Origin of the sequence: Streptomyces prunicolor (assembly GCF_045162825.1) — a bacterium.
Lineage (GTDB): Bacteria > Actinomycetota > Actinomycetes > Streptomycetales > Streptomycetaceae > Streptomyces > Streptomyces prunicolor.
Genome location: NZ_CP108676.1, coordinates 8,775,894 through 8,789,700 on the forward strand (window position 1 = coordinate 8,775,894; position 13,807 = coordinate 8,789,700).

At 71.1% G+C, this 13,807-nt stretch carries 14 protein-coding genes; 6 read left to right on the plus strand and 8 right to left on the minus strand.

The window, feature by feature from the left end; all coding sequences use genetic code 11:
- Positions 1-114: 114 nt before the first annotated feature.
- A complete protein-coding gene (locus OG588_RS39885; protein WP_405951484.1) occupies positions 115-1,533 on the minus strand; it encodes a hypothetical protein in 1,419 nt (472 codons plus the stop codon).
- Positions 1,534-1,646: 113 nt separating this feature from the next.
- On the opposite strand from OG588_RS39885, the gene OG588_RS39890 reads away from it, so the two are divergent.
- The gene (locus OG588_RS39890; protein ID WP_405951485.1) at positions 1,647-2,894 is read left to right on the plus strand and encodes a molybdopterin-dependent oxidoreductase; all 1,248 of its coding nucleotides are present in this window, start codon (positions 1,647-1,649) and stop codon (positions 2,892-2,894) included.
- Positions 2,895-3,216: 322 nt separating this feature from the next.
- Here OG588_RS39890 and OG588_RS39895 read toward each other — a convergent pair whose 3' ends face one another.
- From OG588_RS39895 to OG588_RS39905, 3 genes are read right to left on the minus strand one after another with little or no spacing between them, the layout of a single operon-like run.
- Complete coding sequence (locus OG588_RS39895) at positions 3,217-4,053, minus strand: class I SAM-dependent methyltransferase (protein ID WP_405953319.1); 837 nt, start codon at positions 4,051-4,053, stop codon at positions 3,217-3,219.
- A 56-nt stretch (positions 4,054-4,109) separates the two neighbouring features.
- A complete protein-coding gene (locus OG588_RS39900) occupies positions 4,110-4,727 on the minus strand; it encodes a DUF2064 domain-containing protein (protein WP_405951486.1) in 618 nt (205 codons plus the stop codon).
- Positions 4,724-5,482 carry a glycosyltransferase family 2 protein gene (locus OG588_RS39905; protein ID WP_405951487.1) on the minus strand — a complete coding sequence of 253 codons (759 nt, stop codon included), beginning with the start codon at positions 5,480-5,482 and terminating at the stop codon, positions 4,724-4,726. Before OG588_RS39905 ends, OG588_RS39900 begins: the two co-directional genes overlap by 4 nt.
- 104 nt (positions 5,483-5,586) lie before the next feature.
- Between OG588_RS39905 and OG588_RS39910 the strand changes: the two genes are divergently transcribed.
- Together OG588_RS39910 and OG588_RS39915 are read left to right on the plus strand one after the other, a co-directional pair.
- Entirely contained in the window at positions 5,587-6,342 is a 756-nt protein-coding gene (locus OG588_RS39910) for a response regulator transcription factor (protein ID WP_405951488.1), read from the plus strand.
- A gap of 2 nt (positions 6,343-6,344) precedes the next feature.
- Positions 6,345-7,457: a sensor histidine kinase gene (locus OG588_RS39915; RefSeq protein WP_405951489.1), complete on the plus strand. Its 1,113-nt coding sequence runs from the start codon at positions 6,345-6,347 to the stop codon at positions 7,455-7,457.
- A gap of 63 nt (positions 7,458-7,520) precedes the next feature.
- Here the strand turns inward: OG588_RS39915 and OG588_RS39920 are convergent, their stop codons facing one another.
- The 3 genes from OG588_RS39920 to OG588_RS39930 form a co-directional block, all read right to left on the minus strand.
- Positions 7,521-8,519 (minus strand): NAD-dependent epimerase/dehydratase family protein, encoded by a 999-nt coding sequence (locus OG588_RS39920; protein ID WP_405951490.1) that lies wholly within the window; start codon positions 8,517-8,519, stop codon positions 7,521-7,523.
- Positions 8,520-8,663: 144 nt separating this feature from the next.
- Positions 8,664-8,993, minus strand: coding sequence for a TfoX/Sxy family protein (locus OG588_RS39925; protein WP_405951491.1), 330 nt, complete (start codon positions 8,991-8,993; stop codon positions 8,664-8,666).
- Positions 8,994-9,002: 9 nt separating this feature from the next.
- Entirely contained in the window at positions 9,003-9,452 is a 450-nt protein-coding gene (locus tag OG588_RS39930; protein WP_405951492.1) for an SRPBCC family protein, read from the minus strand.
- A 229-nt stretch (positions 9,453-9,681) separates the two neighbouring features.
- Between OG588_RS39930 and OG588_RS39935 the strand changes: the two genes are divergently transcribed.
- On the plus strand, positions 9,682-10,425 hold the full coding sequence (locus tag OG588_RS39935; RefSeq protein WP_405951493.1) for a flavodoxin family protein: 744 nt from the start codon (positions 9,682-9,684) through the stop codon (positions 10,423-10,425).
- A 31-nt stretch (positions 10,426-10,456) separates the two neighbouring features.
- Here OG588_RS39935 and OG588_RS39940 read toward each other — a convergent pair whose 3' ends face one another.
- A complete protein-coding gene (locus tag OG588_RS39940; protein WP_405951494.1) occupies positions 10,457-10,921 on the minus strand; it encodes a MaoC family dehydratase in 465 nt (154 codons plus the stop codon).
- A gap of 316 nt (positions 10,922-11,237) precedes the next feature.
- On the opposite strand from OG588_RS39940, the gene OG588_RS39945 reads away from it, so the two are divergent.
- Positions 11,238-12,458: a lactonase family protein gene (locus OG588_RS39945; RefSeq protein ID WP_405951495.1), complete on the plus strand. Its 1,221-nt coding sequence runs from the start codon at positions 11,238-11,240 to the stop codon at positions 12,456-12,458.
- A gap of 216 nt (positions 12,459-12,674) precedes the next feature.
- On the plus strand, positions 12,675-13,490 hold the full coding sequence (locus OG588_RS39950) for a class I SAM-dependent methyltransferase (RefSeq protein WP_405951496.1): 816 nt from the start codon (positions 12,675-12,677) through the stop codon (positions 13,488-13,490).
- The last annotated feature ends 317 nt before the right edge of the window (positions 13,491-13,807 follow it).

Genomic DNA, 13,807 nt, shown 5'->3' on the forward strand with positions numbered 1-13,807 from the left:
CAGGGCCCGTACGCCTGCCAGGGGCGGTCGGCTGAGTCACCGGTGACGAGGGGCGGAGTGGTGAAGCGCGCGACGACCGCCCTGCACAGCCTGCCGAGCTTGCCCGGTTCACTGTCACCAGCCCGTCAGCAGCAGGTGATTGACGAGCAGGGCCAGCACGGCCTGTGCGGCGAGCCAGGCGCGGGGCCGGGGAAGGAACGCGCAGGCGGGGAGCAGCCACATCGCGAACGGCAGCCAGATGCGTTCCGTCTCCGCCTTGCTCATGCCGGAGAGATCGGCGACGAGGAGGGCGAGCAGAGCGGCGAACACGAGCAGGGCGAGGCGGTGTTCGGGCGCGGCGGTTCGGAAACCGCCCCGGAGGTCCCGGAGTTCGGGACGTGCGGAAGCGGTGCCCGCGCGTCGCAGACCTGCCGCTGTCGCCGGTCCCACGATCAGTGCGGTGCAGGCCAGGTTCGCCCACACCCAGTAGCTGTACGGCCGGGTCCCGCCGACGCCTTCGTAGTAGCGGGTGATCAACAGGTGGTACGCGTCCCACCAGTTGAAGCCGAGAAGCGTGAACACGACTGGTACGACGGTGAGGCCGGCGACGACGTAGGGGAAAGGGGTGAGCCGTCGGTGGCAGAGCAGCAGTGCGGCGCCCGCGATGACCGCGAACAGTGTCAGCCCGTAGGAGAGATACGCGGTGAGACCGAAGAGGAGACCGGCGGCGAGGCCGGCGGAGCGTGGCCGGTGTCCCGTGACCGCGAGGGCGAGGAACGCGACCGACCAGGCGGCGACCGCCGCGAAGTAGCCGTCGGCGGAGGTGCCCATCCACACGGCGGCCGGGGCCAGGACCAGGAACGGCGCGGCGCGGCGGGCGAGTTCCTCACCGGCGAGCACGCGCACGGTGACGAGGACCGCCGCGCCCGCCGTCGCCCCGACGGTGATGCACCAGACGCCCGCCCAGGCTCCGCCGCCCAGTCCGATCCGGTCGAGGAGGACGAAGGTGACGGTGGCCGCCGGGGGATGCCCGGCGATGTGCGCGGGCCAGGGGGCGGGGGAGTGGCTGAGGATGTGGTGGGTGAAGTCGCGCAGGGTGGCGGGGATGTCGTGGAAGCGGTCGATGACCGTGAGGTATTCGTTCGTGGTCGTCAGCCGACTGGCGATGCCGCGCTGCCAGCCGTCGACCAGGGACAGGGAGAACGTCCAGGCCATGGCGGTGCCCCAGGCGGTGAACAGCAGCGTCCGCCAGGGCAGTCGGGCGGCGAGGCCGGGACCGTAGGCGACGACGGCGACCGCGACGGCGAGTGCCGCCGGTGTGCCGGGGCCGACGTGCGGTGCCCACTGGGCGAAGACGGGTGGCCAGGCGACGAAGAGCGAATGGTCACGGTGCTGGATGGCGGTGCCGACCAGGACGGCCACCAGGACGAGCAGGGCGGCGGCGAGGGCGGCGGCCAGGTCGCGGACGAGGTCGCGTCGGCGGTCGCCCGGAACGTCACGGGGACGGTCGTCGGGACGGGTACGGGGACGGTCGCGGAGAAGATCGCGGTTCACACCGACACGCTAGGCCGGGGTGTGCCCGCTGGAGCCGCCGCCGGAGTGGACGTCAGGGTTTCGTCATGGTTTGCGAACCCGTTCGGAGGGTGTCTCCGGCCTACGGTCAGGTCATGCCACGCTCTCCCTCCTCACCCGCCTTCTGGCGCAGCCCGTTGCGCGGGCCCTGGTTCACCTCCGTACTGGGTGTCGTGCTGCTCGTCGGGATCACCGTGCTGTTCGTGACGGGTCTGGTGTCGTACGCCGCCTACAACCCGGACCTGTCGCCGGTGAACGACCAGACCCCGGACAAGGGCCTGCTCGGCTTCTACCTCTTCTCCTGGCCGACGCACCCGTCCTGGCTGTACCGCCTCACGCAGGGTGTGCACGTCACCCTCGGCATCGTGCTGATCCCGGTGCTGCTGGCGAAGCTGTGGTCGGTCGTGCCGAAGCTGTTCGCTCTGCCGCCGGCCCGCTCCCTCGCCCACGCGCTGGAACGGCTCTCGCTGCTGCTCCTTGTGGGCGGTGGCCTGTTCGAGTTCACCACCGGCGCGCTCAACGTCCAGCTCGACTACGTCTTTCCCGGCTCCTTCTATCCCCTGCACTTCTACGGCGCCTGGGTTTTCTTCGCCGCCTTCGTCGCGCACGCCGTGCTGAAGACACCCCTGGCCCTGCGCAACCTGCGCCACCTCCGAGACGAAACCCTTGTCGAGACCTCTGTCGAGGAAGGGGAGTTGGTGTCCCCGAACCCCGCCGAACCCACCGTCTCGCGGCGCGGTGCCCTGGGCGTGGTGGGCGGCGGATCGCTGCTCCTGCTCGCCACGACGGCGGGTCGCAGCTTCGACGGACCGCTGCGGGAGACGGCGGTCCTCGCCCCGCATGGCGGGCCCGAACCGGGCGGTGGTCCAGGCGGGTTCCAGATCAATAAGACGGCCGCCTACGCGGGCATCAGCCCGACGGAGACCGGAGAGGAAGCGTGGCGGCTGGTCGTGACCGGGCGCGAGGGCCGCAGCGTACGGCTCGCCCGCCCCCAGCTCCTCCAACTGGCGCTCCACAGCTCGGCGTTGCCCATCGCCTGCGTGGAGGGCTGGTCGACCTCGGACCAGTGGTGGCGGGGTGTACGACTGCGGGATCTGGCCGCCCTGGTCGGACACGACGATCCCGTAGACGTGCTCGTGGAGTCGCTGCAACGCCACGGGGCGTTCCGGCGCGCGGCCCTGCGCGCCAACCAGGTCGCCGACCCGCGTTCCCTCCTCGCCCTGTTCGTCAACGGCGAAGACCTCACCCCCGACCACGGCTACCCGGCGCGCGTCATCGTCCCCGCGGCGCCCGGCGTGCTCAACACCAAATGGGTGGCCCGGATGACGTTCGGAGACCTGTGATGCGCATTCCGTTCAGGCGGCCGCCCCTCGGCAGCCCGCTGCAGATCCTTCTCCTCGCCTGCTCGTTCGCGCTCGCCGGGTATGCGGGGGTGCGGCTGCTCGCGGACGACTGGTTCGGGGTGGCGCTGTGGTTCGTGGGCGCGGCGCTGGTGCACGACCTGGTGCTGGTGCCGTTGTACGCGGGGGCGGACCGGGCCCTGGCGGGAGCACTGGGCGCCGTCGGCCGCCGGACCTGGACGGTCTATGTCCGGGTCCCGGCGATGTTCTCCGGCCTCCTGCTGCTGGTGTGGTTCCCGTTGATCAGCGGGCAGGTGGCGGACCACTACAGGTCCGCCACCGGCCTCTCCGGCGACGGGTTCCTGTCCCGCTGGCTGCTGGTCACGGCGGTGCTGTTCGGGGGCTCGGCCGCGCTGCTCGTCCTGCGGTTGCGCAGGGCGAGGAAGGAGCGGCCGCCGGCCGTCCACTGACCGTCCGTGCGCCACCCCGCCCGGCGGGCGTGGCGCAGCAGGGCCGGGGTGCCCAGGCGGGCCCACGGGAAGTCCGTGCCGGAGGCGCCACGCCCGTCGGCGACGTGCACCTGCACGCGCTCGTCGACATCGACCGGCGCGGTCTCGGCAATCAACAGCCCCTCCCAGGTGAGGAGTTGGGACATCCGGAGCAGCAGGGCGTGGGGGTTGCCACCGATGCCGACGTTGCCGTCGATGAGAAGGGCGGTGTCCCAGCGGCCCTCGCCCGGGACGGGCTCGAAGACGGACCGGCGCAGCGCCTGCCCGCCCAGCCGTACGGTGTGCGCGACGGCGGCCTCGCTGACGTCGATACCCAGCGCTCGCCGCCCCTGTGCGGCGAGCGCCGCCACCAGCCGCCCAGGCCCGCAGCCCACGTCGAGCACGGCCCCCTCGCACCGCCCCAGCACCTCCCGGTCCGCCGCGTCGGCCTCGGAGCACCAGCGCTCGACCTCCAGGGGCAGCAGCCAGCCGTCGCTGCGGCGGAGGTAGAGGGGGCCGCGGCCGGTGCGCAGCGCATCGGTGTAGGGATCGGCGGACCAGGGGCGTGTCGTGACGTCGAGCGTTGCGGAGGGCAGCCGCCCGGCGGTGGGTGCGGATCGCTCGCCGAGATCCGCCTTCGGGTGACCAACGAGGCTAGGCGGGGGGTGGTTCATGAGGGCGGTTGCCGGACTCCCCTTCGCCGTCGGCTGCTCCGTCTCGTGTCCGGCGTTCACCGGGCAACTGCCGTTTGCAGCCTGGCCAGTTCGCTGGCGAACCGCCCCTCCGGTGCCACGGCGGCGACGAGTTCGGCGTCGTACGCCGTGTCGACGTCGCGCAGACTCGGCAGGTCACGGACGCGCAGTCCCCCGGCGGTCAGCCGGCCGCGTTGCACGGCGCCGGTGGTGGGCGTCGACATCGGTACGCCGCGCAGGAGTTCGGGATCGGGGGCGGCGAGGCCCAGAGCCCAGAAGCCGCCGTCCTCGGCCGGCCCGAAGTACGCGTCGCAGTCGGCGAAGTCGACGGTGAGGAGGTCGGGTGTCACCTGCGGGGTGTCCATGCCGATGAGCAGCGCGGGCCCGTCGCAGCCGGCGAAGGCGGCGGCCAGCCGCTCGTCTAGCCCGCCGCCGCACTGCGGTACGACATCGAAGCCCGGCGGCAGCCAGGGACCGGGTGTTCCGGCGAGCACCAGCACCCGTCGCCGCGCGGGCGTCGCCAGCACCACGTGCAGGGTGTCGACGAGCGACGCCTCGGCGAGCGCGGCGGCCTCCTCGGGCGTGAACGGCGGAGTCAGCCGGGTCTTCACCCGTCCCGGCAGCGGTTCCTTGGCGATGACGAGAAGGGTGGTCACAGGGAGTTCGCTCCTTGCGGTGCGGAGAAGGAGCCGGTGGCCGACCCGCCTGCGGGCGCCGGGGGTTCGGCAAGGACACGGCGCATGTCCCGCACCGCCTGCCAGGTGCCGCGCCAGGTACCGGTGACCTTGGAGGCGCCGGTGCGCGGCAGATACGGCACGTCGTGCTCGGCGACGCGCAGACCGGCGTCCGCGGCGCGGACGACCATCTGGAGCGGGTAGCCGCTGCGACGGTCCGTCAGGCCAAGGGCGAGCAGATCCGCGCGGCGGGCGGCACGGAGCGGGCCGAGGTCGTGCAGGCGCAGTCCGGTGCGGCGGCGCAGCATCCCGGCGAGCGCGAGATTGCCCACCCGGGCGTGCGCGGGCCAGGCGCCTCGCCCCTGCGGCCGGCGCCGCCCGAGCACCAGGTCGGCCTCACCGTCCCGTACCTCGCGCACGAAGGACACCAGCAGGGACGGGTCGAGCGAGGCGTCGCAGTCGCAGAAGCACACGATGTCCGCGGTGGCGGCCAGCAGCCCGGCGTGGCAGGCGGCACCGAAACCGCGCCGCTCCTCGCGCACGACGGTGGCGCCGAGGCTCCGGGCCAGTTCCGCCGAACCGTCCGTGGATCCGTTGTCCACGACGAGCGCACGCCAGCCGGCCGGGATGCGGGCCAGGACCCAGGGCAGGGCCTCGGCCTCGTTCAGACAGGGGAGGACCACGTCGACAGGCGCCGTGTCCGGTTCCGTTGCGGGGGAGGTCGTCACGGCTTTCACCCTACGGGCGAGAATCGGGCATATCGGGCTTCGGGTCCTTACGAAACGCGGACGTCGAGACACGAAACCGGGTGGCGAGCGCGGTCGGTGGGACGCTGGACGACATGCAGCAGCCGTACGAATCCCCAGCCGCCGTACCCGTCCTGAGCAGGCCCCGGGACACGATGCGCGTCCTCGTCGTGGACGACGATCCGACCGTCGCCGAGGTCGTCTCTGGGTATCTCGACCGTGCCGGATACGTCGTGGACCGCGCCGAGGACGGGCCGGAGGCTCTCGCCCGGGCCGCCGCACACTGGCCCGATCTGGTGGTGCTCGACCTCATGCTGCCGGGTATCGACGGCCTTGAAGTGTGCCGCCGGCTACGCGGGCACGGGCCCGTGCCGGTCATCATGCTCACCGCGCGCGGCGACGAGGACGACCGGATCCTGGGCCTGGAGGTCGGCGCCGACGACTACGTCACCAAGCCGTTCAGCCCCCGTGAACTGGTCCTGCGCGTCGAGTCGGTGCTACGGCGCACTCGGCCCGCGACCGCCGCACGCACCCTGCGGTCGGCCGGACTCACCGCCGACTCAGCCGGCCGCCGCGCCACCAAGAATGGAGCCGAACTCGCCCTCACCGTCAGGGAGTTCGACCTCCTCGCCTTCTTCTTGCGCCACCCCGGGCGGGTGTTCAGCCGGGAGGACCTCATGCGGGAGGTGTGGGGGTGGGACTTCGGTGATCTGTCGACCGTCACCGTGCATGTGCGGCGGCTGCGCGCCAAGGTCGAGGACGATCCCGGGCGGCCACGGCTCATCCAGACGGTGTGGGGCGTCGGGTACCGCTTCGAGGCCACCGGCACGGTCGGCACCGGGGAGGGCTGATCATGCGCGACATGCTGCTCATAGCCCTGTTCGCCCTCCTCGGGGCCGCCGCGGCCGGAGTGCTGGGTGTGGGTGCGCTGTGGTTGCTGCGCCGGCGTTCGCTCACCACCTCCGTCGCCGTGGTCGCGGCCGTTGCGGTGACCGCGATGCTCGCCGGGACGCTGGCCGTGGCGCAGGCGATGTTCCTCTCCTCGCACGACCTGACCGTGGTCACCACCGTCGTCGCCATGGCGGCCGTGGTCTCCCTGGCCACGGCCCTGCTGCTCGGCCGCTGGGTCGTCGCCCGCAGCCGTGAACTCGCCCTCGCCGCACGTGACTTCGGCGACGACGGCGACTTCTTCGCCCCGGACCGTCCGGGCACCGCCGAACTGGCCGACCTGAGCCGGGAGTTGGCCGCGACCAGCGCAAAGCTCGCCGAATCCCGCAACCGGGAACGCGCGTTGGAGTCGTCGCGCCGTGAACTCGTCGCCTGGATCTCGCACGATCTGCGCACCCCGCTGGCCGGTCTGCGCGCGATGTCCGAGGCCCTGGAGGACGGCGTCGCCGCCGACCCCGCCCGCTACCTGCGCCAGATCCGCACCGAGGTCGAACGCCTCAACGGCATGGTCGGCGACCTCTTCGAACTCTCCCGCATCCACGCCGGGACACTCACTCTCTCCCCATCGCGGATGTCCCTGTACGACCTGATCGGCGACGCCCTCGCGGGAGCCGACCCGCTCGCGCGGGAACACGGTGTACGGCTGGTCGGCGACTGGATCGAGCCGGTTCCGGTCGAGGTGGACGGCAAGGAGATGAGCAGGGTGCTGGGGAACCTGCTGGTCAACGCGATCCGGCGGACACCGGCCGACGGCACGGTCGCCGTCGCCGCCGAGCGGTCGGCCGAGGGTGTCGTGCTGTCGGTGACGGACGGCTGCGGCGGTATCCCGGAGGAGGATCTGCCGCGGGTCTTCGACACCGGGTGGCGCGGCACGCACGCGCGGACCCCGCCGGCCGGGGCCGGTCTTGGGCTCGCCATCGTGCGCGGGATCGTCGAGGCGCACCAGGGACGGGCCGCCGTACGGAACGTGTCCGGCGGCTGCCGGTTCGAGGTGACCCTGCCCATGGCCGAGGCGTGAACGCCGGAGACGTCCTCGGCCGGCTGGTGCTCGCCGGCCGACTGTCGACCGGTCCCTGGCCGCCTACTGCTCCCCGCGCAGCTTCGACGTCGCGAACTCGCGCATCCCTTCCGCGAATTCGACCTCGGCCTTCCAGCCCAGCTCGGCCCGTAGCCGGGACGAGTCCGCCGTGATGTGGCGGACGTCGCCGAGCCGGTACTCCCCGGTCACCACGGGCTGGGGCCCGCCGTACGCGGCGGCCAGCGCCCGCGCCATCTCGCCGACCGTGTGCGGGTCCCCGCTGCCGGTGTTGTACGCGGTCAGTGCCCCCTTCCGGGGCTCGGACTCCAGCGCCGCCACATTGGCCGCCGCCACATCCCGTACGTGCACGAAGTCCCGCCGCTGGCCGCCGTCCTCGAACACCCGAGGGGCCTCACCACGGGCGAGCGCGGAGCGGAAGAAGGAGGCGACCCCGGCGTACGGGGTGTCGCGCGGCATCCGCGGGCCGTACACGTTGTGGTAGCGCAGCGCCACCGCCGAACCACCCGTCGACCGCGCCCACGCCGCCGCCAGATGCTCCTGGGCCAGCTTGGTCGTCGCGTACACGTTCCGGGGGTCGACCGGAGCGTCCTCGCCCACCAGCCCCGGCGCCAATTCCTCACCGCAGTCAGGACACCGGGGCTCGAAACGCCCCGCGTCCAGATCGGCCACGGCCCGGGGGCCCGGCCGCACCGGGCCGTGTCGCTCGCAGGCGTAGGAGCCCTCGCCGTAGACGACCATCGACCCGGCGAGCACCAGCCGGCGCACCCCCGCGTCGGCCATGGCGGTCAGCAGCACCGCCGTACCGAGGTCGTTGTGCGACACGTAGTCGGCCGCGTCGCCGAACCCCGTCCCCAGCCCCACCATCGCCGCCTGATGACACACGGCGTCCACATCCGGCAGCACGGACGCGACCGCCTGGGGACTGCGCACGTCGTGGCCGTCGCGCAGATCGAACACGACCGCCTCGTGCCCCCGCGCGGTCAGCGCCTCGACGACATGGGACCCGATGAACCCGGCACCGCCGGTGACCAGTACTCGCATACGCCCGACGCTAGGACCGCGACCCCGCCGCTCGGCAGCACCACGCCCGTCATGTCACCGGCCCGTAAGACCTGCTCATAGCCTCGGCATCGCTGCCCGATGCGGGATGGTCGGTTGCCGGGCACGAGTGCGGTCCAGTTCAACTCACTTGGGCGGCAGGCTCGCGGCGAAAGCGTGCCCCTCGTCGATCCACCGGCCGAGCGCCTCCTCCTCGGCCAGGACGGAGGAGTCGACCAGGATCCAGCCGCGCATCGGGCGGCCGGTCATGTCGAAGACGCGGGTGCCGGGCTGAGCCAGGGCCGCGTCGGTGTGCTCGGGCCCGACGCGCACCATGAGGTCGCTGCCGCTGACGCCGACGGCCATGTTCCCTCGGTACAGGAAGGCCATCCCGCCGAACATCCGTTTCTCGGCGATGTCCGGGTCCACGCCGAGCCGTGCGCGGACGCGTTCGGCCAGCCCTTCGTCGTATGCCATGGGGGTTTCTCATTTCGTGCCGGTGAGCCTGAGTTCGAGGTCGCGCAGGTCCCTCCCGATGGAAGTGCGGACCTGGCGGGCCATCAGGGGTGCGGCCATCCGGTAGAAGCCGCCCCCGCCGCCTTGGACGCGGATACGGGCCGTCGTCCCGGAGGGATGCGGGTTGAAGGTGTAGGTGACGTGCATGGGCATCGGCCCGGCCACGGACACCATGTCCAGCAGTCGTGGCGGATCGTGCGCGGCCACGCGCAGGACGTAGTCGATGCGCCGGCCCAGGAAGTACGCCGTACGGGTGACCTCGGCCCCGACACCGAAACCACCGCCGTCGGCTTCCCTCGTCAGCTCCGCGCTACGGATGCCCTGCGTCCATTCGTCATCGTGACGCCAGTCCATCGCGTACGCCGCCACCTGCTCCGGCGGAACGGGAATCACACGTTGCGCGGACACGTCGATGGCCATCGCACCGCCGCCTTGTCGTCCTGCCCGGTGCCCGTCGCGCCCGGGGCTGAGCCCAGGATCCTCGTGATGGACGGTGGGCGCACGGTGTACGACCGGGCGCCGTGCGCAAGCGTCGGGTGCCGGTGCGTCGCAGAGGGACAGGCCGGGATCCACGCGAGACGCTGTCGCCGAGCCACGGCTCGGACCGGATGGGGGACTCGCCCCGGCGGTCTCGCGTGAAGGAGCCTCCATGACCCAGCCATCGCCCGCCCCCGACCAGCTCGACGACCCGTACCGCTTCGACGACCTGCGCGCCCTGTTCGTCAACTGCACACTCAAGCCGTCGCCGCAGCAGAGCCACACCGAGGGACTGATCGACAAGAGCCGGGCGATCATGGAAGCGCACGGCGTCACCACGGACGTCGTACGCGCCGTCGACCACGACATCGCGCCGGGCGTCTACCCGGACATGACCGAACACGGCTTCGCCACCGACGCGTGGCCGGCGTTGTACGAACAGGTGATGGCCGCCGACATCCTGGTGCTGGCCGGGCCGATCTGGCTGGGCGACAACAGCTCGGTCATGAAGAAAGTCATCGAGCGGCTCTACGGCGGCTCGGGACTGCTCAACTCCGCAGGCCAGTACGCCTATTACGGGCGCGTCGGCGGCTGCCTGATCACCGGCAACGAGGACGGCGTGAAGCACTGCGCGATGAACATCCTCTACAGCCTCCAGCACCTCGGCTACACCATCCCGCCGCAGGCCGACGCGGGCTGGATCGGCCCGGCGGGCCCCGAACCCTCCTACCTCGACCCCGGTTCGGGCGGTCCGGAGAACGACTTCACCAACCGCAACACCACTTTCATGGCCTGGAACCTGATGCACATGGCGGCGATGCTCAAGCGCACCGGGGGCATCCCGGCGCACGGCAACCAGCGCTCCGAATGGGACGCCGGCTGCCGCCTCGACGCGGCCAACCCCGACTATCGCTGAGGCGTGCGCCGCAGCAGGATGTTCATCGCCGTCATGGTGAGCACGGGCTCGCCCGCTGGTTGACCACCTCGATGGCGGTGTGCACGATGCCGCGGTCAGGCTTGGTCCGGGAGACGCGGGCCTCCTGGATCGTCGTACGGATCGAGAGGCTGTCGCCGGGCTTGACCGGGCGGACCCAGCGCAGTTCGTCGATGCCGGGAGAGGCGAGGCTCGCGACCTTGCTGACGTAGTGGTCGGCGTACAGGCGCATCATGACGGCGCAGGTGTGCCAGCCGCTGGCGATCAGCCCTTTGAAGGGACCCTGTTCGGCGGCCTCAGGGTCCGTGTGGATGCTCTGCGGGTCGAACTCCCCGGCGAACCGCAGGATGTCCTGCTCGGTCATGGTGATGCTGCCGTAGACGTACACCGAACCCGGGACGTAATCCTCGAAAAAGCGGTCCTGGATCGGAGCGCCGAAGTCCGCGTCGCTCAGCGTCATGGTGGCAGTGGTCGTCATTGGCGGCACGATAGCCGCGGGCGATGGCCCGCGGGTACGGACAACTGCCGCTCGGAGGCCCGGACCCCGAACCGGGCTCCACGAAATGAAGTAGGCGAAGCGGTCCTCCTGGAGCGGTCGTGAGACATACCCGCCGGTAGCCGGCACGGTCGGTGCGTGCCGCAGGATCTCCCTGCAACTCCTTCCCACGCGCACGGAGTTGTTACGGGAAACTGACGTGACGGCCGAATCCCTACGGCTCACTCACCCCAGGGGCAACTCTGGTCCCCGTTCTCCACCGACCCCGCGGTGGCGGCGAAGGCCCGAGGAGCGGCGTATGAGCAGGCACATCAGGCGAAGGTCACCGTTGCAGATCAAGCTGACGATCGTCGGAGCGGGCATTCTCGCCGCCGCGGCGGCTGTGACGGCGGTGACCGTCGCCTCGGCGGGAGAGGTGGCGCACGGGCACGACACCGTGAAGCAGGCCGAGGCCAGGGCCGAACACGCGGTCTTCGTGCAGGGCAACGAACTCAAGGGCAACACGATCCACGTCTTCAAGCGCGCCCAGGACGGCACGCTGAGCGCGGCGGGCAGCTACGCGACCGGCGGCAAGGGCGGCGACCAGGTCGACGCGCCCACCGACTCGCTCGCCTCCCAGGGCTCACTCGTCTACGACGACCGGTCCGGGCTGCTCCTCGCGGTCAACGCGGGCAGCAACACCGTGACGTCGTTCCGGGTCGAGGGACAAAAGCTGACGGATCGTCAAGTGGTGAGCTCCGGCGGTGACTTCCCCGCCTCGATCGCGGTCTCGGGACGCGTCGCCTACGTCATGAACGCGGGCGGCGCGGGCAGCGTCGAGGGGTTCCGCCTCACGGCCAAGGGCCTGGTACCGCTGAGTGACACGCATCGTTCGCTCGGGCTGGACAACGAGAAGGTGCCGCTGTTCAGCAGTTCACCCGGCCAGGTCGCGTTCACCCCGGGCGGCCGTGAGCTGGTCGTCACCACGAAGTCCGCCAACACCCTTGAGGTCTTTCCGATGACCCGCGCGGGACGGCCCGCGCGGCATGCGAAGGTCAACGAGTCAGCCGGTGCCGTGCCGTTCGCGATCAGCTTCGACCGGGCCGGCCGGATGCTGGTGGCCGAGGCCAAGGACTCGACGGTCAGTACGTACAAGGTGCGCGCCGACGGCACCCTCAAGACCGTCCAGAAGAGCCTGCCCAACGGCCAGGACACGCTGTGCTGGCTAGAACGCGCCGGCGACTTCTTCTACGGCGGCAACACCGGCAACTCGACTGTCACCGGCTACCGCACGGACCGCCACGGCAAGTTGGCGCTCACCAACGACGTCGGCGTCGCCACCCCGCCATCCGCCAAGTCCCAGGGCGTCATCGACCTGGCGGTGACGAAGGACCAGAAGTTCCTCTACGTGCAGAACGCGACATCGGGCACCGTCGACGGCTTCCGCATCGGCCGCGACGGTTCCCTGACCAAGGTCGGCACGACCACCGGACTGCCTCCCTTCGCCGAGTCCGGCATGGAGGGCATCGCCGCGGTGTAAAGAAGCGGCCACCGCGGCCAGGGCGCCCCGGACATCACTTGTCCGGGGCGCCGGGCTTTGTCGGTGGCAACTGGGCTCATACGGGACCTTCGCAGGCGTTGACACGGACCGCGGAGGTTGGTGTCTGGAGCAAGCGGGCGGCTCCTGAAGAGGTGGCTTGCGGCCGGTCAGGTCGGTAGGGTTCCCGCCTGCCGATCAAGAAGCCGAGGGACGCTCATGACCTCAGAGGGACACGTCAACGCAGCCCGTAGCAAGGTCTTCGGTGAGGTGGCCGAGCTCTACGATGCCGCCCGCCCCGGCTACTCAGACGCGATGGTCACCGAGGTGCTGGCGTACGCGGCTCTCGGGGACCGTGCGGCTGTGGAGATCGGCGCGGGTACCGGGAAGGCCACGGTGCCGTTCGCCGTGCTGGGGATTCCGCTGGTGTGCGTCGAGCCGGATGCGCGCATGGCCGAGGTGCTGCGACGCAACACCGCCGGATATCCGAACGTCCGGGTCGAGGTCGGCGACTTCGAGCAGTGGCAACCGGGCGGGCGGCAGTACGGGTTGCTGTTCGCCGCCTCCGCCTGGAATTTCCTGGACCATGGCCGGCGCTGGGACCTGGTCCGCGCCGCGCTCGCCCCCGGCGGTGCCATCGCGCTGGGCAGGAACCCGCACGGGATCCATGACGCTGGATTGCGCGCCGAACTCGCCGGTATCGCAGACCGCCACGGGATCACCGGGTCACCGCACCGCTTCCTGGCCTGCGACCTCTCCGGCGACGAGCCCGGGAACTGGGACCAGGTCTGGCCGGACACGGAGTGCCGTCGGGATGGCCGCTTCACTGATCTGCGGTCGGTCCGGTTCTCGCAGGATCTGCGATACGACACCGACCGCTACCTCGGCTATCTCACTTCGCTGTCTGCCTACCGCATCCTGTCCGACGACCGCCGTGAGCGGGCACTCGCCGAGGTCGGGCGCCTGCTCGACGCCCACGGCGGAGGAATCGACGTACTCCAGGTCACCGACGTCTTCCTCGCCCGCGCGCTCTGAGCGACCGATGCGGCACCTACGGGGAAAGAGTCCCCTGGGGTCGTCATCTGGCGACGGCCTGCTGTTCGGCGCCAACGCGACCGTGCGCCGACCTAGTGAATACTTCAGCGCCAGCGCGGGGCCGGTTCACTGGATCCGCTCGATGGCACTTGCCCACGATCCACCCGGCGAGTTCAACAGAGCCACGGCCAAGACCAACGGTTCCCTATTCCGGTTCCCTGTACCCCGGCTTACGGTCCGACTTCTCAGCCTTCTGGGGTTCTGGCCATGTCGAACGGCCACACTGGAAGACCCAGTCCTGCACACCTCGATAGACG

What these genes read in the sequence shown, in the direction of transcription:
- OG588_RS39945 (WP_405951495.1), top strand. Translation starts at nt 11,238, where the DNA reads ATGAGCAGGCACATCAGGCGAAGGTCACCGTTGCAGATCAAGCTGACG.
- OG588_RS39910 (WP_405951488.1), top strand. Translation starts at nt 5,587, where the DNA reads ATGCAGCAGCCGTACGAATCCCCAGCCGCCGTACCCGTCCTGAGCAGG.
- OG588_RS39940 (WP_405951494.1), bottom strand. Translation starts at nt 10,921, where the DNA reads ATGACGACCACTGCCACCATGACGCTGAGCGACGCGGACTTCGGCGCT.
- OG588_RS39890 (WP_405951485.1), top strand. Translation starts at nt 1,647, where the DNA reads ATGCCACGCTCTCCCTCCTCACCCGCCTTCTGGCGCAGCCCGTTGCGC.
- OG588_RS39935 (WP_405951493.1), top strand. Translation starts at nt 9,682, where the DNA reads ATGACCCAGCCATCGCCCGCCCCCGACCAGCTCGACGACCCGTACCGC.
- OG588_RS39895 (WP_405953319.1), bottom strand. Translation starts at nt 4,053, where the DNA reads ATGAACCACCCCCCGCCTAGCCTCGTTGGTCACCCGAAGGCGGATCTC.
- OG588_RS39950 (WP_405951496.1), top strand. Translation starts at nt 12,675, where the DNA reads ATGACCTCAGAGGGACACGTCAACGCAGCCCGTAGCAAGGTCTTCGGT.
- OG588_RS39930 (WP_405951492.1), bottom strand. Translation starts at nt 9,452, where the DNA reads ATGGCCATCGACGTGTCCGCGCAACGTGTGATTCCCGTTCCGCCGGAG.
- OG588_RS39920 (WP_405951490.1), bottom strand. Translation starts at nt 8,519, where the DNA reads ATGCGAGTACTGGTCACCGGCGGTGCCGGGTTCATCGGGTCCCATGTC.
- OG588_RS39915 (WP_405951489.1), top strand. Translation starts at nt 6,345, where the DNA reads ATGCGCGACATGCTGCTCATAGCCCTGTTCGCCCTCCTCGGGGCCGCC.
- OG588_RS39925 (WP_405951491.1), bottom strand. Translation starts at nt 8,993, where the DNA reads ATGGCATACGACGAAGGGCTGGCCGAACGCGTCCGCGCACGGCTCGGC.